Origin of the sequence: Thiobacillus denitrificans, from assembly GCF_001530125.1 — a bacterium.
GTDB classification, from domain to species: domain Bacteria; phylum Pseudomonadota; class Gammaproteobacteria; order Burkholderiales; family Thiobacillaceae; genus Thiobacillus; species Thiobacillus denitrificans_C.
Window position 1 is genome coordinate 1,933 of record NZ_LDUG01000048.1, and the last position, 19,714, is coordinate 21,646.

At 63.1% G+C, this 19,714-nt stretch carries 18 protein-coding genes; 15 read left to right on the plus strand and 3 right to left on the minus strand.

Annotated features, from left to right (window positions below; translation table 11 throughout):
* The 8 genes from ABW22_RS14060 to ABW22_RS14095 form a co-directional block, all read left to right on the plus strand.
* The coding region (locus ABW22_RS14060) for a UDP-phosphate N-acetylglucosaminyl 1-phosphate transferase (protein WP_237763358.1) at nt 1–655 on the plus strand (655 nt) is incomplete at its 5' end.
* Nucleotides 645–2,510, plus strand: a complete 1,866-nt coding sequence (locus ABW22_RS14065; RefSeq protein WP_059758074.1) for a polysaccharide biosynthesis protein — start codon at nt 645–647, stop codon at nt 2,508–2,510. The genes ABW22_RS14060 and ABW22_RS14065, both read left to right, overlap by 11 nt.
* Before the next feature lie 335 nt (nt 2,511–2,845).
* Nucleotides 2,846–3,859, plus strand: coding sequence for a glycosyltransferase (locus ABW22_RS14070; protein WP_059758078.1), 1,014 nt, complete (start codon nt 2,846–2,848; stop codon nt 3,857–3,859).
* A 202-nt stretch (nt 3,860–4,061) separates the two neighbouring features.
* Nucleotides 4,062–4,637, plus strand: coding sequence for a D-sedoheptulose-7-phosphate isomerase (locus ABW22_RS14075; protein WP_059758081.1), 576 nt, complete (start codon nt 4,062–4,064; stop codon nt 4,635–4,637).
* A 172-nt stretch (nt 4,638–4,809) separates the two neighbouring features.
* The gene (gene hldE / locus ABW22_RS14080; protein ID WP_059758083.1) at nt 4,810–6,252 is read left to right on the plus strand and encodes a bifunctional D-glycero-beta-D-manno-heptose-7-phosphate kinase/D-glycero-beta-D-manno-heptose 1-phosphate adenylyltransferase HldE; all 1,443 of its coding nucleotides are present in this window, start codon (nt 4,810–4,812) and stop codon (nt 6,250–6,252) included.
* Nucleotides 6,253–6,254: 2 nt separating this feature from the next.
* Nucleotides 6,255–7,205 carry an ADP-glyceromanno-heptose 6-epimerase gene (gene rfaD / locus ABW22_RS14085; protein WP_059758086.1) on the plus strand — a complete coding sequence of 317 codons (951 nt, stop codon included), beginning with the start codon at nt 6,255–6,257 and terminating at the stop codon, nt 7,203–7,205.
* 64 nt (nt 7,206–7,269) lie between these two features.
* Nucleotides 7,270–8,361 (plus strand): glycosyltransferase family 9 protein, encoded by a 1,092-nt coding sequence (locus ABW22_RS14090; RefSeq protein WP_059758089.1) that lies wholly within the window; start codon nt 7,270–7,272, stop codon nt 8,359–8,361.
* A gap of 8 nt (nt 8,362–8,369) precedes the next feature.
* Nucleotides 8,370–9,422, plus strand: coding sequence for a glycosyltransferase family 10 domain-containing protein (locus ABW22_RS14095; RefSeq protein ID WP_059758090.1), 1,053 nt, complete (start codon nt 8,370–8,372; stop codon nt 9,420–9,422).
* A gap of 3 nt (nt 9,423–9,425) precedes the next feature.
* On the opposite strand, the gene ABW22_RS14100 is transcribed toward ABW22_RS14095, so the two are convergent.
* Nucleotides 9,426–10,556: a glycosyltransferase family 4 protein gene (locus ABW22_RS14100; RefSeq protein WP_059758092.1), complete on the minus strand. Its 1,131-nt coding sequence runs from the start codon at nt 10,554–10,556 to the stop codon at nt 9,426–9,428.
* A 405-nt stretch (nt 10,557–10,961) separates the two neighbouring features.
* Here ABW22_RS14100 and ABW22_RS14105 point away from each other — a divergent pair, with 405 nt between their 5' ends.
* The 6 genes from ABW22_RS14105 (at nt 10,962) to ABW22_RS14130 (ending at nt 16,905) form a co-directional block, all read left to right on the plus strand.
* Nucleotides 10,962–12,155: a polysaccharide pyruvyl transferase family protein gene (locus tag ABW22_RS14105; protein ID WP_059758600.1), complete on the plus strand. Its 1,194-nt coding sequence runs from the start codon at nt 10,962–10,964 to the stop codon at nt 12,153–12,155.
* Between the two features lie 94 nt (nt 12,156–12,249).
* Nucleotides 12,250–14,691 (plus strand): Lon protease family protein, encoded by a 2,442-nt coding sequence (locus ABW22_RS14110; protein WP_059758095.1) that lies wholly within the window; start codon nt 12,250–12,252, stop codon nt 14,689–14,691.
* A 66-nt stretch (nt 14,692–14,757) separates the two neighbouring features.
* Nucleotides 14,758–15,243, plus strand: a complete 486-nt coding sequence (locus ABW22_RS14115) for an aminoacyl-tRNA deacylase (RefSeq protein ID WP_059758098.1) — start codon at nt 14,758–14,760, stop codon at nt 15,241–15,243.
* A gap of 132 nt (nt 15,244–15,375) precedes the next feature.
* The gene (locus ABW22_RS14120) at nt 15,376–15,900 is read left to right on the plus strand and encodes a retropepsin-like aspartic protease family protein (protein ID WP_059758101.1); all 525 of its coding nucleotides are present in this window, start codon (nt 15,376–15,378) and stop codon (nt 15,898–15,900) included.
* 164 nt (nt 15,901–16,064) lie between these two features.
* Complete coding sequence (locus tag ABW22_RS14125; protein WP_059758104.1) at nt 16,065–16,271, plus strand: cold-shock protein; 207 nt, start codon at nt 16,065–16,067, stop codon at nt 16,269–16,271.
* 91 nt (nt 16,272–16,362) lie between these two features.
* Entirely contained in the window at nt 16,363–16,905 is a 543-nt protein-coding gene (locus tag ABW22_RS14130) for a YaeQ family protein (RefSeq protein ID WP_059758108.1), read from the plus strand.
* A gap of 344 nt (nt 16,906–17,249) precedes the next feature.
* Here the strand turns inward: ABW22_RS14130 and ABW22_RS14135 are convergent, their stop codons facing one another.
* Together ABW22_RS14135 and ABW22_RS14140 are read right to left on the minus strand one after the other, a co-directional pair.
* On the minus strand, nt 17,250–17,810 hold the full coding sequence (locus ABW22_RS14135) for a hypothetical protein (RefSeq protein ID WP_059758603.1): 561 nt from the start codon (nt 17,808–17,810) through the stop codon (nt 17,250–17,252).
* Between the two features lie 47 nt (nt 17,811–17,857).
* Complete coding sequence (locus ABW22_RS14140) at nt 17,858–18,742, minus strand: class I SAM-dependent methyltransferase (RefSeq protein WP_082708885.1); 885 nt, start codon at nt 18,740–18,742, stop codon at nt 17,858–17,860.
* 151 nt (nt 18,743–18,893) lie between these two features.
* Here ABW22_RS14140 and ABW22_RS14145 point away from each other — a divergent pair, with 151 nt between their 5' ends.
* On the plus strand, nt 18,894–19,640 hold the full coding sequence (locus tag ABW22_RS14145) for a sulfurtransferase (RefSeq protein ID WP_059758111.1): 747 nt from the start codon (nt 18,894–18,896) through the stop codon (nt 19,638–19,640).
* Nucleotides 19,641–19,714 lie beyond the last annotated feature (74 nt).

Below are 19,714 nucleotides of genomic sequence, written 5' to 3' on the forward strand. Positions count from 1 at the left end.
CGCGTGTCTGCTGGCATTGGGGCTGACCGGCTGGGCCTTGCTGGCAGGCACGCTGGTGGTGGTGTGGATGACCAATCTGTATAACTTCATGGACGGCTCGGACGGGCTGGCGGGCGGCATGGCCGCAATCGGCTTTGGCGCGCTGGCGCTGGCGGCAATGCTGGGCGATGCGCCGGGGCTGGCCGCGTTTTCCGCGGCGATTGCGGCGGCGGCGCTGGCGTTTTTACGCTTCAACTTCCCACCCGCGCGGGTGTTCATGGGCGATGCGGGCTCGATTCCGCTGGGGTTTATGGCGGCGACATTGGGCATAGTGGGTGCGATGCAGGGTGTGTGGCCGTGGCTGTTCCCGCTGCTGGTGTTTTCGCCCTTCATCGTCGATGCCAGCGTGACGCTCATCCGCCGTGCGCTGCGCGGAGAGAAGGTCTGGCGGGCGCATCGGTCGCACTATTATCAGCGGGTGGTGCTGCTCGGCGCGACGCATCGCCAGCTTGCCCTGGCGGCCTATGCGCTGATGCTGGCGACGGCTACGCTGGCCTTCGCGCTGCTGCTTCTTCGGCAATACGCTGCATGGTTGCTTATACTGTCGGCCGCAATATATCTGTTGATCTTCCTGGCAATCGATTGGCGCTGGCACCGTATTCCCAATGAACCTTAATCCCCGCACCGTCAATCCCCGCACCGTCGCCATCATCCTGCACGACATTCTGGCGGCGACCTTCGCCTGGCTGGCTGCGTACTTGCTGCGTTTCAATCTGGAGATGCCGCCAGAGTTTCAGGCGGCGGCGCTGACTACGCTGGTTTGGGTGGTGCCGCTGCAGGCTGTGGTGTTCTGGCGCTTTGGCCTGTATCGCGGCCTTTGGCGCTTTGCCAGCCTGCCCGATCTCAAGCGCATCCTGCTGGCCGTGGGGCTGGCGGCGTTGCTGATTCCATTGGTGCTGATCCTGTTCCGCGTCAGTGCCGTGGTGCCGCGTTCGGTGCTGATCCTCGACCCGCTGCTGCTGGTGGTCCTGATGGGCGGCAGCCGCCTGGCCTACCGCGCCTGGAAGGAACATCGTCTTGCCAGCATGCTGCACCCGGATAGCAAGCCGGTGCTGGTGGCGGGCGCGGGCACGGCTGCGGACTTCTTGCTGCGCGAACTGGCGCGCAATCCGTCAGGGTTTCATGTGGTGGGTCTGCTGGACGACAGCCGCGACAAACGCGGGCGGTTGGTGCAGGGGATCCCGGTGCTGGGAGCGCTCGATGAGGTCGCGGTCTGGGCACGAAAAATGGAAGTAGACGATGTGGTGCTGGCGCTGCCGTCGGCTGCGCACGCGGTGCGCAAGCGTATTACCCAGACCTGCAGCGACGCCAGGCTGAACGTGCTGACCATCCCCTCGCTGGAAGACGTGGTGTCGGGCAGGGTGTCGGTCTCGAGCCTGCGACGCATTGAGCTCGACGACCTGCTGGGGCGAGATCCGGTGGCGCTTGACGACAGTGGCCTGCATCGCTTGCTGACTGGCCATGTGGTGATGGTGACTGGTGCAGGCGGCTCGATCGGCTCGGAATTGTGCCGCCAGATCGCGCGTTTTGCACCTGCGAAACTGGTGTTGTTCGAACAGTCAGAACTGGCGCTGTATGCAATGGAGCAGGAGTTGCCGCAGCGTTTCCCGGGCTTGCAGATTGCACCGGTGATCGGCGACGTGAAGAATTCCGTCTGGGTGAACCAGGTGATGGCCGAGCATCGCCCCGCGGTGGTGTTCCATGCGGCGGCCTACAAGCACGTGCCGCTGATGGAGAACGGCAATGCCTGGGAAGCGGTGCGCAACAACGTGCTGGGTACCCAGGTGGTGGCTGCAGCGGCGCAGGCGCATGGCGTGGGTAAGTTCGTGATGATTTCCACCGACAAGGCGGTCAACCCGACCAATGTCATGGGTGCGACCAAGCGGCTGGCCGAGATGGCCTGCCAGGCGATGCAGCAGCGCCAGCCCAATCAACAACCTGGCGGCACGCGCTTCGTGTCGGTGCGCTTCGGCAATGTGCTCGGCTCGTCCGGCAGTGTGATCCCCAAGTTCCAGAAGCAGATCGAGGCGGGCGGTCCGGTGACGGTGACGCATCCCGAGATCACGCGCTATTTCATGTCGATTCCCGAAGCCGCGCAGTTGGTGCTGCAGGCGGGCCTGATGGGCCAAGGCGGCGAGATTTTCGTGCTCGACATGGGCGAGCCGGTGAAGATCGCCGAGCTGGCCAGACTCATGATCCGGCTGTCGGGCGCGGACGAAGCGAGCATCCGCATCGAATACACCGGCCTGCGCCCAGGCGAAAAGCTCTACGAAGAGTTGCTGGCCGATGACGAATCAACCTTGCCCACCCCGCACCCCAAGCTGCGGGTGGCGAAGGCGCGCGCGGCCGATGCCGGCTGGCATGGCGAATGCCTGGACTGGCTGGCGCTGACCTGCTTTCAGGACGAGGCGGCGGTCAAACGACAACTTAAAGCCTGGGTGCCGGAATACCAGCCGGAGCCGTGGGCTTGAATAGCGCTTTGCTGATTGTTTGCCTAGGGGACCTCTGCAAAAGCTGTCATTGCGAGGAGCAAAGCGACGCGGCAATCCAGAAACTAGCGCTAAATCAACCCTCTGGATTGCTTCGCTTCGCTCGCAATGACGGCCTTTTCGACTTATGCAGACCTTCCTTAGAGCAAAAAAACCGTTGTAGGAGCGGCGCCCCCGCCGCGAATGCCGCGCCCATGCGGCTGCCCGCATTCGGCCCGAGGGCGGGCCTCCTACGCGATTTTCAACGTCCTGTTAGGTAATTTGCACCCTATTCCAGGCATTTCACGCCCTTGAACCGAGCCGCATAGGATAAAGAGATGAAAATCTGCCAGGTATTGGCCAGTCAGGGTGAGGGCGGCTTGGAAAAACATGTCCGTGAACTGGCGGGGCAGCTCGCCGAGGCGGGGCATGAGGTGCTTGTCTTGGGTGACGCAGACTATCTGGCCACCCTGTCCGCGCAAGTGGGCCGTGTGCCAATACGCTGCGACAGGAGCAGGCGAAATCCCCTGCTGTTGCTGGAATTGCTGTTCAAGCTCCGTCGTTGCCGGTGCGACATCATTCATGCGCAAGCCAACAAGGCGACGTCGATGGTTGCCAGTTTGCGGAGGGGGTTGGCTGCGCCAACCGTTGGGACCCTGCACAATATCAAACGCAATATCGCGGCATTCCGTCGACTTGATCACGTCATTGCGGTCAGCCAGCAACTTGCCGGTCCATTCCCGAAGCCGCATTGCTCGGTTGTATATAACGGAATTGCCCCCCCGAGTTTCGAGCGGGTCGACCTGAAAGCCGAGTTTGGCTTGCCCGCAAACCGCCCGCTTCTCCTTGCCGCCGGGCACCTGGTTCAGGCAAAGGGCTTCGACATCTTGCTGGATGCTGTTGACGGGTTGCCGCTCAGCCTGATGATTGCGGGAGAAGGCCCCGAACGCCCTTCCCTCGAACAGCGTATCAAGCGCCTGATGCCTGAAACGCAATGCCGACTCCTCGGGTACCGAACCGATGTCGCGACGCTGATGGCGTCGGCTGATGCGGTGATTATTTCATCGCGACGGGAGGGCTTCTCGTATGTTTTCAGCGAAGCCCTGTTGCTGGGGGCCCGTATTCTCGCCACCGATGTTCCCGTGGCCAACGAAGTGCTGCCAGCCGAGTTGATTGTCCCGGTCGGCGATGCGCAAGCCTTGCGGAACCGCCTGCAGGCGCTTCTCGACAACCTGGACGGCTGGTCGGGCTTGATGAAGGCGCCTCAGGCCCTCTTTAGCGAAGGGATGACGTTGAAGGCAATGGTGGGGGAAACCGTTGCCGTCTATGAAAAGGTGCGCGCTGAAAACTGATCCCTTTGCTTCGCAGGGCACGACAGGGTTGGTTTTGCCGGGGACGGCCTGCCATGACGAGGGTGCCGCGTGTGATATCTTCCCGCAAAACAGCCGTATCATCCGCATATTCACCGCCTGCCCATACGGGGGTAACTCGCCAGACGAGCCCTGTTTGACTGCAGGGCTGACAGTCAGGCGAATGCTTTGAACCTATTGAGCCATGACTTCGCTTTTCACGGAACATCTCCGCAAACATATCGCCGCTGTGACACGCCTTGCCGAGCTTCAGCCGGCAATCGAGGCCGCAGGCAGGCAGATCGCCGACTGCCTGCAGCGCGGCAACAAGCTGTTGCTGTGCGGCAACGGCGGCAGCGCCGCTGATGCGCAGCACATCGCTGCCGAGCTGGTTGGCCGCTTTGTGGCTGAACGCAGGGGCTTGTCCGCCATTGCGCTGACCACCGATACGTCCATCCTGACTTCGGTCGCCAACGACTACGGCTACGACCACGTCTTTGCCCGGCAGGTCGAGGCCCACGCACGCACAGGAGATGTTCTTGTCGGCATTTCCACCAGCGGCAACAGCGCCAATGTGCTTGCTGCGGTCGAGGCGGCCACCCGGCTCGGCTGCACGACGATTGGTCTGCTCGGGCATGATGGCGGAAAACTGAAAGCGCGCGTTGACATCCCGATCGTGATCCCCGCGCCACAAACCGCGCATATCCAGGAATGCCACATCGTGATCGGCCATCTGTGGTGCGCCATGGTCGACGCTGAACACCTTCAGAACCCCGCATGATCCAAAATAATCCATTAGCCCGTCATTCCGGCGAAGGCCGGAATCCAGTCCGAAAAAAAACCCGCAAAGCGGACAAAACCGTGATGTTGTCCCGCTTGCGCGGGAGCGTTTTAATCCGCTGGATTCCGGCTTCCGCCGGAATGACGCAGTTTTATCTAATGGACAATCCCGGATGATTCATCCGCCCGACTTTTCTGCCGCCCGCGTGTTCGTCGTCGGCGATGTGATGCTCGACAGCTACTGGCATGGTCCCACCTTGCGCATTTCGCCCGAGGCGCCGGTGCCGATTGTCCAGGTTCATCAGCAGGAATCGCGCGTGGGCGGCGCCGGCAACGTCGCCATCAATGCGGCCAGCCTGGGTGCTTCAACCCGGCTGCTTGGCCTGGTGGGCGAAGACGAAGCGGCCAATCAGCTGGAAAGCCTTCTCGTCGAGCACGGGATTGAGTGCGCCCTGCAGCGCGTAGCCGGCAGCAAGACCATTACCAAGCTGCGCGTCATCAGCCGCCACCAGCAGATCATCCGTCTCGACTTCGAAGACCATTTCCCGCGCTGGGATCCGGCCACGCTGCTGGATGTCTTCAAACGGAACGCGCAAGCGGCCGATGCCGTCATCTTCTCGGACTATGCGAAGGGCGCATTGCGCGATGTTCAGCCGCTGATCGTGGCTGCCCGGGCGCTCCAGCTGCCCGTCATCGTCGACCCCAAGGGCACGGATTTCGAGCCTTACCGCGGCGCCACCGTGCTCACCCCCAACCTGTCGGAATTCGAAGCCGTAGCGGGGCTATGCGCCAGCGAAGACGAACTCGTCCGCCGTGCCGAAAGGCTGCGCCAGCAGCTGAATCTGCACGCCCTGCTCATCACCCGCAGCGAACACGGCATGACGCTGGTTGCTGAGGGCCAGGCGCCGATCCACCTGCCCACCCAGGCGCGCGAGGTCTTCGACGTCACGGGGGCCGGCGACACCGTTGCGGCCATCGTCGGCGCAGGGCTCGCAGCCGGGCTGACACTGATCGATGCCGTCGCGCTTTCCAATATCGGCGCCGGCATTGTCGTCGGCAAGCTTGGCACCGCCAGCGTGACAGCGGACGATCTGCGTGCGGCGCTGCACCTGAACACCGCGCCACACAGTGCCAGCGGCATCTGCACGGAAGCTGAACTCGTCGCGCAACGCCAGCGGGCGCGTGCCCAGGGGGAGACGGTGGTGATGACCAACGGCTGCTTCGATATCCTGCATCCCGGCCACATCGAATACCTGGAGCAAGCCCGCGCGCTGGGTGACAAACTCATCGTGGCGGTCAACGACGACGATTCGGTGCGCCGGCTCAAGGGGGCGGCGCAGGGGGTGCCCCGGCCGGTCAATTCGCTTGCGCATCGTCTGCGAATGTTGTCTGCCCTGGCCTGCGTGGACTGGGTCGTGCCGTTTTCCGAAGACACGCCGGAACGCCTCATCAGCCGTGTCCTGCCCGACATCCTGGTCAAGGGCGGCGACTACCGGCCGGAACAGATCGCAGGCGGCGAGCAGGTGATCCAGGCGGGTGGGCAGGTACAAGTGCTCGATTTCCTGCCGGGCCATTCCACCAGCAAGCTGATACAGAAAATCAGGCAAGAGGACTGAACATGATCATCGTCACCGGTGGCGCCGGTTTCATCGGTGCCAACATCGTAGAAGGCTTCAACCGGCGCGGCATCGACGACATTCTGGTTGTCGACCACCTCGTCAATGGTCGCAAGATGCACAACCTGTCCGACCTCGATATCCGCGATTACCTCGATCGCGACGACTTCATCGCCCGCATCCAGGCCGGTCAGGATTTCGGTCCGGTCGAAGCCGTGTTTCACCAGGGCGCCTGCTCGGCCACCACCGAATGGGACGGCCAGTATGTGATGCGCAACAACTTCGAATACACCAAAACCCTGCTGCACTGGTGTCAGCAGCGCGCAGTGCCGCTGATCTATGCTTCATCGGCATCGGTGTATGGGACCGGCAAGCATGGCTTTCAGGAAACGCGTGCCTGCGAACGGCCAATCAACATGTACGCCTACTCCAAGTTCCAGTTCGACCAATACGTGCGCCCTATGCTGCCCAAGGCCACTGCGCAGATCGTCGGGCTGCGCTACTTCAACGTGTACGGGCCGCGTGAAGGTCACAAAGGGCCCATGGCGAGCACGGCATTCCACTTTCACAACCAGATCCGGGAAACGGGCAAGGCCCGGCTGTTTTCCGGTACGGACGGCTACGCCGACGGCGAGCAGTTGCGCGATTTCGTCCACGTCAGCGATTGCGTCGATGTGAACCTGTGGTTTTACGATCACCCTGAAAAGTCCGGCATATTCAATTGCGGCACCGGCCGGGCGCGACCGTTCAACGATGTGGCCAAGGCCGTGATTGCCTGGAATGGACAAGGTGAAATCGAATACATCCCGTTTCCTGACCATCTGAAAAACGCGTATCAGAGTTTTACCGAGGCAAATGTCGGGAAGCTGCGGGAGATTGGATACACCAAAGAATTTCTGACGGTGGAAGCGGGTGTGAAGCGCTACCTTGACTGGCTGAGCGAAAACGGTTGAATGTACCGCCCATGCAGGAATCTCAATTGGGCTGCGTGAAACACTTCAACCTTTGCAGTGAAAAATGACGGCCGTGCAGCCTGAAAAAATCCGCCGTATTCTGGTCGTCAAATGGAGCGCGCTGGGTGATGTGGTCATCGCCAGCGCCTTGATGGAAGACATCGCGTGCGCCTTTCCCAACGCTGAAATCCATCTCAACACGCAGCCGAATTGCAGCAGCCTGTTTGCGCACGACCCGCGCTTTTCCGAAGTATGGGCGATCGACGTGCGCAGCAAAAAGCACCGCTGGGCCAATAGCGCCGCGTGGCTGAAAAAAGTGCGCGCCGGGCGGTATGACCTGGTGATCGATCTGCAGCGCTCGGATCATTCCCGGTTTCTGCTTGCGCTGCTCTGGCTCACCGGTGGCGCGCCGCGCATCCGCATCGGCAACCTCGGCGGCTTTCCCTACACCCATCAGCCCGCGATCCGCAAACCCGGCGCGCATGCGCTGCCGATGATGCAGTCGGCGTTGCAGGCCATCGGCATTCCCACGATGACCTCGCATCCGGTGCTGTATCCCCCGCCTGACCGGATGGCGGGGGTGGCCGCGCTGCGTCAGGCACATGGCCTCGAAGAGGGGCGTTATGGGGTGCTGCTGCCCGGGGCGGCAGCCGCGCATCCGCTGAAGCGTTGGGGCACGAAGCGTTTTGCCGAACTGGCGCAACGCTGGCATCAGCAGGGCATGCCGAAAATCGTGCTGATTGGCGGGCCGGACGAGGTGGACGTCTGCGCTGAAATCGCCGAGGTCGGTGACTGGGTGGTGAACCTGAATGGCCAGCTTCAATTGCTGGATATCGCCCCGCTGTGTGCGGGGGCTGCAGCGATCATCGGTAACGATACGGGCACGGCGCATTTTGCCTCGGTGGCCGGGCGGCCTTTGCTCGTCCTCTGCGGGCCCACCGATCCGCGTCGCGTCAAGCCCATTGGCCCGCAGGTTGTCGCGGTGCAGGCGGTGTTGCCCTGCATCAATTGTTATGCCAAAACCTGCAGCAACCCGGACACCCATGCCTGCATGAAGGCGATCACCCCTGAATGGGTGGCTGCCCGGCTGCCGGAGCTCATTTCGGGCGAGTTGAAAGCCGGGCAGGACTTTCCCGGCAATTTGCGCAGTTTCTGAGGACGCCCATGCCCCGCCTGCGCGTGAAAGTGGTCAGCAGTTTGCCGGAGGCCCTCTGGCTGCACCAGTTTCCGCATGGCGAACCGGTGTGGGGCGATTGCACGTTTGTTTTCGATCGTGCGGCGACGGATTACGACTGGCTGCTGGTTTATGACGACCTGCCGGCGCGCGCGGGCGAGGCCAAAAAAACCAGTTCCGAAATCCTGGCCTGCCCACGTGCGCATACGCTGCTGGTCACCACCGAACCGTCGTCGGTGAAAATCTACGGCGACGATTACACGCGCCAGTTCGGTGCAGTGCTCACCAGCCAGCCGGCATGGGCGCTGCCGCATCCGCAGCGGATCTTTTCACAGCCCGCGCTGCACTGGTTTTATGGCGTGGGCAGCCGGGAAACCATGCCCTTCGACAGCATGCTCGCGCATCCGCCCGTGGCCAAAAGCCGCGACGCATCGATGGTGTATTCGCCCAAGGCGATGCGCCACACGCTGCACTATCACCGCGCCCGCTTCATGCACTGGCTGGTGCAGCATATGCCCGAGCTCGACACCTTCGGTCGTGAAACGGCACGCAAACTGGACGACAAGGCCGACTGCCTGCGCGATTACCGCTATCACATCGCGATCGAGAATTTTATCGGCGAACACCACTGGACCGAGAAACTCGCCGACCCGTTTCTCGGGCTGTCGCTGCCTTTTTATTACGGTTGCCCCAACGCGACGGATTATTTCCCCGACGACAGCTTCATCCGCATCGACATTCGCGACCCTGCCGGCGCGCTCGACATCATCCGCACGGCGATCGCCCACAACGAATATGAGAAACGCCTGCCGGCGCTGATCGAGGCCAGGCGGCGCGTGATGTTCGAACACAATCTGTTTGCCGTGGCCGCGCGTGAAATTGCGCGCCTGCATCGAGCCGAGGCGCACATCGATCCGGGTGCCGTGATCCTGTCGCGCCGCGCGATGCGCTTGTCCAGCCCGGCGGTGGCGCTGCGCGATTTGTACGGCAAGCTGCGCGGACGTCTGCTGCATCTGCCCGGCGCGATCAGCGGCCGGGCGTAGGCATCAGCGGCGCGGCGTGCGCACCACCTGCGCGTACAGCGTCAGCGTCTGATCCAGCATGGCCTGCAGGGGGTAGAACGCGCCGGCCGGAACCGGTTCCGGATGTTGCAGCAGTTGGGTGATGCGCTGGCAGGATTCGTCCAGGTGGTCGAGCGGCAACAGTCCGACCGGATAAATCCTGCGCAGGATTTCGCCGACCCCGCCGCGGTCGTAGCCTGCCGTCGGCACGCCGAGCCGCAGCGCCTCAAGCGTGGTGCGGCCGAACGACTCGGGCTGGGTGGAGAGCGACAGCACCAGATCCGAAATCGCCAAGATGTTTTTCAGGTCGTCGCGCTGGCCGGTGAAGCTGATGTCGGCTGCCAGTTCCATGCTGCGCACGCGGTAGCGCAGCTTGTGCAGATAGCGTTGCTTGGATGCCGATGCGCCGCCGACGATCAGACCGTGCACCGGCAGCCCGCGCCGCTTCAGCCGCGCAATCAGCTCGATGAAATCTTCATGCCCCTTGAGCCGGGTGATGCGGCCGGGCAGGGTCAGGATCTGCTTGCCGGCGGCACCGGGGAGCTGGGCATAAAACGCCTGCTGCCAGACCGGGTCGGGCTTCCAGCCGTGCGGATAGGCATGGCCATCGACGCCGCGATGGATGACCTGAATGCGCCACGGCGGCGTGTCGGGGTATTCGCGCAGGATGTAATCGCGCACCGTGTTGGACACCGCAATCACGCGCTCGCCCTGCGTCATGATGCGGCTGTAGCGATTGGCGCCGTACATGCCGTGCACCGTGGTGACAAAACGTGGTCGCGTGGCCGGATTCATGCCGCGCCAGGCCAGCCAGGCGATCCACGCCGGCACGCGCGAGCGCGCGTGGATGATGTCCACTTTTTGTTCCAGCAGAAACTTTCGCAGCTTGCCGACGAGCAGCAGCGTTTTGAACGACTTTTCTCCGATTGTCCAAGCAAAGTGTTCGGCGCCCGATGCAACGAGCGGCGCGACCAGCCGTCCGCCCGCCGATATCACCAGCGCACGGTGGCCGTGCTCGACCAGTGCTTGTGCAATTTCGAGCGTGCCGCGTTCCACCCCGCCGGATTCGAGCACGGGCACCAGTTGCAGGACAGTCAGTTTGTTTTCTTCAGTCATTCGTATTGTCTTGAAATCTCTTTTGGATCCACCCCCCCTGTAGGAGGCCCGCCCCCGGGCCGAATGCCAGCCTCGTGCGGATGCCCGCATTCGGCCCGAGGGCGGGCCTCCTACAAATCTCCCCGCTTGGATTATCCCAAATAATCCATAGGCGGAGCTGTTCCGGGGGTGCGCAGGCGGTTGAAACCAGCCCCCCGTTGCTCGCGGCAGGACGTTCATGATTGCGTGAAGTCGGCTTGTCCTGAATAGGGTGCAGGTTCGATTATTGAGTTGGCGCTCAGGGTTTTAACCCGCGCAGCCATGTCCTGCAACGCTTTTATCAACGCCCCAAAATTTTCCCGACAGCAGTGGCCCTGCGTCGGAATGACGATTTCGAACCTGGTCGCTTTTTACGCTTGGCAGACAATGAACGCTCATTCCCCGCCGGTCCTGTTCGGCGCCTTTGACCGCCACAACTTCGGTGACCTGCTGTTTCCGCATCTGCTGGGGGCGCTGCTGCCGGGGCGGGCTTTCGCCTACGCTGGACTGGTGGCGCGCGATCTGCGGGCTTTGGGTGGGCACCGTGTGAGCGCGCTGGGTGGGGACTTAAGGCCTGCCGGGCTGATCCACGTCGGCGGCGAACTGCTGACGTGCACCGCCTGGCAGGCGGCTGTCATACTGCTCGATCCGGCCGCGGCTGCTGCAGCCGTTTCGCGTTACGGCGACGACCCGGCTGCGGCCGCCGCGTGGGCGACCCGTCAGCTCGGCACCTCGCGAAGCATGCCCTATGTCGTGGGGCGCGATGCGCTGGCGCCGCGCGGCAAGCTGATCTTCAACGCCGTCGGCGGCGTGGAGTGGGGTGTCCTGTCGGCCGCTGAGCGGGGCGAGGTGAAGGCGGCGCTCGTGCAGGCGGACTGGCTCAGCGTGCGCGATCATGTCACGCAGGCGGCATTGCGCGCGGAGGGGATCGCCGCACCGCTGTGTCCCGACCCGGCGGTGATGGTGGAACAGTGCTTCGGCGAGGTGATTCGCCGGCACCAGCAGCAGGGCGCGGTGAAAGCCGTTTTGGGCGCTTTCCCGCGGGGCTATCTGGCGTGCCAGTTCAGCGCGGATTTTGCCGACGATGCCAGCCTGGATGCGCTGGCGCAGGGCCTGTCTAAGGTGGCTGCCGCGACGGGCTTGGGCGTGGCGCTGTTCTGCGCCGGCACGGCGCCGTGGCACGACGATCCGGCGCTGGCTGGAAAACTGCTGCGCCGGCTGTCGCCCGGTACGGCGCGGCTGTTTGCGTCGCTGCATCTATGGGACATCTGCGCCCTCATCGCCGCCAGCCGCGGGGTGGTGAGCAGCAGTCTGCATGGCCGCATCGTCGCGCTGGCCTACGGCCTGCCGCGGGTCAGCCTGATGCCGCCGCAGCAGGGCCCGCGCCCCGACAAACGAGCCGCCTTTGCCGAAACCTGGGAGCCGGACGCGATGCCGCGCAGTGTGGCGGTCGACCGTGTCGAGCCCGCACTGATGCAGGCGCTGGCCGTGCCCGCCGATCTGTTGCGCGAGAATGCGGCAAGCCTGCGCGAACGCTATCTGCAAATTCAGTCGCAGTGGGCCGGCCTGCTGCCGCCATGAATCAGGCCGGCCAACCCGAAAACCGCACACTCGGGCACGTCCAACTGCGGAATCCGGGATAATCCAATCACCACGAAAAGCCCGCCCCCACACCATGCCGATTGCCACCCTGACCCCCGCCGACCTTCGCCTGACCCTCGACCCCGCGTCGCTGGGGTTTGCGGATACCTCAGAATTGATCGAGGAGCCGCTGCCGTGGATCGGTCAGGCGCGTGCCGAGGCAGCCGCGCGTTTCGGCCTGGGGATGGACCAGCCCAACTACAACCTGTTCGTGCTGGGCGAAGTCGGCAGCGGCCGTTCCTCGCTGCTCAAGCAGGCGATGCACGAGGTGGCGGCGAGCAGGCGGGTGCCGCCCGACCTCTGCTACCTGCACAACTTCGACGCACCCGAACGGCCGCTGGCGCTGCGCCTGCCGGCCGGCGAGGGGCGGCTGCTGCGCCAGTCGTTGGCGCAGGCGGTGAAGACGCTGCAAATCGACATCCCGCAGCGGCTGGACGGGCAGGATTACAAGGCCGAGAGCGATCGCATCGAGACAGCGTGGAAGCAAAACGTGGCGCGGCACTATGCCGAGCTGGTGGCGTTTGCCGAGGCGCGCAGCTTTTCGCTGCACCGCGAGGAAGGGCGCATGATGTTCACCCTTGTCGGCAAGAAGGGGCAGGCGCTCACCGAGGACGAGGTGCTGGCGCTGCCGAAGGCGCGCCGCAGCGAGGTGGAACAGGCCGAGCAGGAGCTGCGCGCCGAGATCACCCGCTACATCGAGAAAACCCAGCCGCTGGAACGCGCGATGAACGAGGCGCTGGCGGCATTGCGGCGGCAGGTGGTGAAGCCGTTGGTCGAGCGCGAACTGCAGGCGATCCGAGGTGGGCTGAAGAAGCAGATCAAGGACGCCGCCAAGCTCAACGCCTGGCTCGATGCGCTGGAACAGGACGTGTTCGACAACCTGGAACTGTTCAGCGGCGGCGAGGACGACGAGGATCGGCTGGAGGCGTTGCAAATGGTGCTGGCGCGCTACCGCGTCAACCTGGTGGTTGACAACGGCGGGTTGACCGGCGCACCGGTGATTGTCGAGGACAACCCGCTGTTCCGCGCACTGTTCGGCAGCATCGAGTACCAGTCCGAGAACGACGTGCTGATGACCGACTTTTCGCGCATCCGCGCCGGCAGCCTGCTGCAGGCGCACGGTGGTTTTCTGATGCTGCATTTGCGCGACGTGCTGGCCGACCCGCTGGTGTGGGAGCAGCTGCGGCGCTTTTTGCGCAGCGGCCGGCTGCAGATCGAGGAGCCGGGTGTGTCGTTTTCGCCGATTGCGGCGGTGTCGCTGGTGCCGGAGGCGGTCGACGTCGAGGTCAAGCTGGTGCTGGTCGGCTCGCGCGACCAGTATTACGAACTGCAGGAGGCGGCACCGGAATTCGCCCGGCACTTCCGCGCCAAGGTCGATTTCGCCGACAGCTTCGTCGCCAGCGCCGACACCCGCCGCGCCTCGGCGATTTTCGTCGCCCACGCCTGCCGCGAGTTCGGCCTGCCGCATTTTTCGGCGGCGGCGGTGGCGCGTCTGCTCGAGGAGTCGCACCGCGAGGCCGGCGACCAGGCGCGCGAGAGCGCGATTTTCGCCCGCACCGAGGCGATGGTGATGGAGAGCGCTGCGATCTGCCGTGCGCGCGGGCCGGGTCTGGTAACGGTGGACGATGTCGAGGCGGCGCTAGCGGCGCATGCCGGGCGGCACGATTACCCCGAGCAGCGCCTGCGCGAGGAAATTGCCGAGGGCGATCTGATGATCGCGCTACACGGCGAGCGGCTGGGCCAGCTCAACGGTCTCACCCAGATCGACCTCGGCGACTACCGCTTCGGCCTGCCGGTGCGGCTTTCCTCGCACGCCTATGCGGGCGAGGACGGCCTGCTCAACATCGAGCGCGAGGTCGAGCTGTCCGGTCCGATCCACGACAAGGGCGTATTTATCCTGCAGAACTACCTGGCCGCATTGTTCGCCCATCTGGCGCCGCTCTCGCTCAATGCATCCATCGTTTTCGAGCAGCAGTATCACGGCGTGGAAGGCGATTCCGCATCGTGCGCCGAACTCTACGCGCTGCTGTCGGCGCTGTCCGGCTTGCCTCTCAAACAGGGCATCGCCGTCACCGGCGCGCTCAACCAGCACGGTGAGATACTGCCGGTGGGCGGCATCAACGAAAAGATCGAGGGCTGGTTCCGCGTGTGCGAGGCCGCCGGATTAGACGGCAGCCAGGGCGTGCTGATCCCCGCGCGCAATCGGCGCCACCTGATGCTGTCGCCGCGGCTGGTCGACGCTGTCGCCACGGGGCGCTTCCATATCCATGCAGCAGATCACGTGACCGAAGGCATCGAACTGCTGACCGGCGTTGCGGCGGGTGAGCCAAACGCGGCAGGGCACTATCCCCACGGCAGCGTACTGGGGCATGCGCAGGACGCCCTGCTGGCGTTTCGCCGGGCCTGCCAGATGCAGGAACACCCCAAGGGGCCACGGCGGCATTTTCGCGCGGGCGAGCATCCGCACCGGCGCTAGCGCCAGCAGGCGGAAGATGGGTGATCTATATTGAAATTTCTTTAATTCTCTTGCAAGGAGACGATCATGAACGCACTGCATCGCATGGAACGTTTTCTCGACCAGCACATGATTCCGTTTGACCTCGTGGCACATCCGCACTCGCAGACCAGCGCCGAAACCGCGCGCGCGGCCGGGGTGACCCTCGATCGGGTCGCCAAGGGCGTGCTGCTCGACGGCATGGACTGCCAGATGGTGGCGATGATTCCCGCCGACCAGGAAGTCCAACTTGGTAAATTGAGGCAGGATGTTGGTGTCGAATTCAGCCTGGCCGACGAGGCCAGCGTGAGCCGTCTGTTCCCCGAGTGTGAACCCGGCGTGGTGCCGGGTCTGCCGAATGCCTGGGGAGTGGAAATGGTATGGGACGACGCGCTGATGGCGCAGCCGGACGTGTACCTGGAAGCCGGCGACCACGAACGTCTGCTGCACATCGAAACCCGCTACCTGCGCGAGGCGTTCGGCGACGCGCCGTCCTGCCACTTCAGCCAGCCGCGGATGGCTCACGTCGCCTGAGCCTGGCGTGCGCTTATTGCCGGTTTGTAAGCTTTGCGGGTGTACACGGTTCTCATGGGATTTGAATTAGGTTTGGTCACCCGGCGCGCCTGGCGCGCTGAACGATGAACTACCCAATCGGTCTCACTCGCCGTGAACTCAAAAGAACCTGATTCCGCCCACAACCCATACCGCCCACTCGGGCGCGGCATGGCGCTGGTCGCCAGCCTGCTGTTGCTGGGCCTGCTGTATTTCTACTTTGAAAACGGCCTGCAGGCGCGCAACAATCCAAACCAGCAGTTGCAGATCGCGCAGGGCAGCGAACTGGTGCTGAAGCGCAGCCGCAACGGCCATTATTTTTTCCCCGGTACGATCAACGGCCAGCCCGTCACCTTCCTGCTCGATACCGGCGCCACGCTGGTGTCGGTGCCGGCGCATCTGGCGGAAGAACTGGGGCTCAAGGCGGGTGCGCGGCAGCAGTCGGTCACCGCCAACGGCACGGTCACCACCCGCGCCACCCGGGTGAATGCGCTGGCATTCGGGCCGTTCGATCTGCGCGGCGTGCCCGCCAGCCTCAACCCCGGCATGGGGGGCGATCAGGTGTTGCTGGGCATGAGCGTGCTGAAGCATCTGGAGTTCACCCAGCGCGGCGACACCCTGATATTGCGTGCGATTTGAAGGCGATTGAAAAAAATACTTGGACATGCTATTTTTTTGTGTTATTAATGCGCTGTCTGTTGGATTCAAGCTTTAAATTGCGGTACCTCTGGTAAGCGTTTTCCTTGAAATTCGATCGATAGGGCATGTCGCCCAATTTTTTTTAGATAGATAGGAAACAAAAGATGGAAACGGGTACTGTTAAGTGGTTCAACGATGCAAAAGGTTTTGGTTTCATCACCCCGGATAACGGCGGCGAGGACCTTTTCGCACATTTCTCCGCAATCAATTCCAACGGCTTCAAATCCCTGCAGGAAAACCAGCGCGTCAGCTTTGAAGTGACGACTGGCCCCAAGGGCAAGCAAGCTTCGAACATCCAGGTCGTGTCGTAATCTTTCCGACCTGATGTGAAAAACCCCGGTTCGCCGGGGTTTTTTTATGGGCGCACGCTACAATCCGCGCCTTGTTCGAGAGTGAGTCATCATGGCCCTGCGCGCCACCATCTACAAAGCCGATTTACAGATTGCCGACATGGATCGGCATTACTACGCCGACCACGCGCTGACCATCGCGCGCCATCCCTCCGAAACCGACGAGCGCATGATGGCGCGGGTGCTGGCCTATGCCCTTTACGCCCAGGATGGCATCGCCTTCACCAAGGGATTATTCGACGTCGACGAGCCGGAAGTCTGGGTGAAGAGCCTGACCGGCGAGATCAAGCTGTGGATTGACCTCGGCCAGCCCGACGAAGCGCGCATCCGCCGTGCATGCAGCCGCGCCGAACAGGTCGTGGTGCTGTGCTACGGCAGCGGTTGCGAGGTGTGGTGGAAGCAGATCGCCAGCAAGCTCACGCGCTTTTCCCATCTGACGGTGCTGCAACTGCCCGCCGACACCACTCAGGCGCTGGCCGCGTTGGCCGCACGTGGCATGCAGCTGCAATGCATGGTGCAGGACGGCGAGATTTGGCTCAACAGCGACACCGAAAGCGTGCCGGTGAAACTGACGCACCTGCAATCCGCGCGCTGAGGCTTTATTTGGGCTCTTTCATCGTTTTTGTTGGTGTTGGCCAGCGCTGTGGGCGGGGCGCCCTCGCCCCGATTTGCGCACCGTCGCAACCTCCACGGCATCGGCCCGGGGCGGGCGTGCGTGGTTGTTGCCGACGCGTCGGCTTTTACAACCACGGCCTCCTCCTTGCGGGGGCTCCTACAACACACCCCCTGGTGGCGAGGCCTTGTCGAGCACTTGCCCTTTGCGTCTTGCGGCGCATCGAGGCTGAAGCCGCTCCTACGGCGGCGCCTGCGGGATGCCAAAGGACAGGGGCTTCATCAGGGGGCAAGACATGACTTCAACAACCAACAGTGACATAGCCTTTATTTGTCCGGCGGACAGTTTTTGATGCACACCGTTTCGCTCACCCGCTGTCCGCCGCAACCGACAAAACAGGCGTCGTAAGCGGGCAGGCAGCCGCAGTCTGCCTGGCAGTGCCTGGCGACAAGCTGCGCCCGTACACTGTCGCGTGTCGGCATCACCGGCTCACGATACGGCGGCGGAAAATACAGCCCCGGCCATGGATCCCACCAAAAGGGATGACGGAAGGGATAGCTGTACATCCAGTCGAACCGCAGCTGCATTTCATAGTGGCGCAGCGCCGCGGCATACTGCCTGAGATCGAGTTCGTACTGCTTCAGTGCTTCTGTATAGCGCGCTTCCACTTGCGGTTCGATGTCTTTTACGCAGGCCTCATAGCGGGCCTGGCACTCGGCCTGGCAAGCGATCTTTTGGGCTTCGCAGGCCTGCACGCAAGCCAGGCCCTGCGCATCGGTCGGCGGAATCAGGCGGACCGTCGTCTGGTATTGCGGCGTGGCGCAGCCCGCCAGTGCGACGAGCAGAACCAGTGCGGGGAGGAAAAACGTCAAGGCGGGCAGGCGCATCAGATAATCCAGACAAAACACACGCTTGCTTAAAGCATAGGCTTTTTTCAGGATGACTGCGGGCCCAGAAAGCGTCCTTCAAGTTCCTGCAGGTTAAGTTCCTGCAGAATCTGCTGAAGTCGCTCGCGCGCATTCTTGCGCGGTGCGTCATTCCGGGTGGCGATGATGAGCTCGTTCTTCAGCGAGTGCTCCCAGCCGACCAGTTCGGTGACGGTGACCTGGTAGCCGTGCGATTCAAGCTGCAGGCAGCGCAGCACGTTGGTGAGCTGACTGCCGAATTCGCGGGTGTGGATCGGGTGGCGCCAGATTTCCGACAGCGGGGTTTTGCCGAACGATTCGTTTTTGTGCTTGCGCAGGACGGCCGCGACCTCGGCCTGGCAGCACGGCACCAGCACGATGTGGCGGGCCTCTTTGGCCAGCGCAAACTGGATCGCATCGTCGGTCGCGGTGTTGCAGGCGTGCAGCGCGGTGACGATGTCGATGCGCGAGGGCAGGGCCTCGGTGGTGATCGATTCCGCCACCGTCGCGTTGAGGAAGGACATGCGTGCAAAGCCCAGCCGCGCCGCCAGTTCACGCGAGCGGGTCACCAGTTCATCGCGCGTTTCGATGCCGAAAATATGGCTGCCGGGGCGGTCCTTCAGGAACAGGTCGTACAGGATGAAACCCAGATACGACTTGCCCGCGCCGTGGTCGGCCAAGGTCAGCGTGTCCTGCTGGCCGAGGACATCGTTCAGCAGCGGCTCGATGAAATTGCACAGGTGATACACCTGCTTCAGCTTGCGGCGGCTGTCCTGGTTGAGCTTGCCGTCGCGCGTCAGGATGTGCAGTTCCTTCAGCAGTTCGATCGACTGGCCCGGGCGCAACAGCTCCGCCAGCGGATCGGTGTAAACCGCTTTCGGCGCGTGGGCCGCGGCGGGGGCAGTGCGCTTCATGCCGCACCGATCGCGGTTTGCCGGGTGTGTGCCGGCGTTTGCAGGTGTTGGTCCATGGTCGGGAAGTGGCAGGGGAAGGCCGAAGGGTATCAAAACCACCGGCAGGGCAGAACCACTTCGTATAATGCCGGCTTGCTGAAAGGGTTTTACCGTGTCCGTCGTCAATATTTCCTGCTACAAATTCGTCACCCTCACCGACCGCGAGGCGCTCAAGGCCGACCTCACCGCGCGCTGCCAGGCGCTCGGGCTGATGGGCACCATCCTGCTCGCGCCGGAGGGCATCAACGTGTTCCTGGCCGGTTCGCGCGACGCCATCGACGCCATCGTCGCCACGTTGCGCGCCGACCCGCGCTTTTCCGACCTGCAGCCCAAGGAAAGCCTCTCCGTCGCGCCGCCATTCAGAAAAATGCGGGTGCGGCTGAAGCAGGAGATCATCACCATGAAGCATCCGCTGATCCGCCCGGAAGAAGCGCGCGCGCCATCGGTGGCGGCCGCCACGCTGAAGCAATGGCTGGATCGCGGCTGTGACGACGCAGGCCGCCCGGTGGTGATGCTCGACACGCGCAACGACTACGAAGTCGCCGCGGGCAGCTTCGATGGCGCCGTCGATTACGACATCGGCATCTTCAGCGAATTTCCGCCACGCCTGGCCGAGCACCGCGTCGACTATGCCGGCAAGACCGTCGTGTCATTCTGCACCGGCGGCATCCGCTGCGAAAAGGCCGCCATCCACATGAAGGCCATCGGCATTGAGCACGTGTACCAGCTCGAAGGCGGCATTCTCAAATACTTCGAGGAGGTGGGTGGCGCGCATTACCGTGGCGACTGCTTCGTGTTCGACGAGCGCGAGGCGCTAAGCGCGGATTTGCAACCGGCGGAGGGGAGGGTGCATCGCTAAAGGGTTCAAGTCGGCCCTGGCAAGCTTTGTGACGCCAATAAACATCCATTCCCGTTGATTAAGACCAGCTCAGC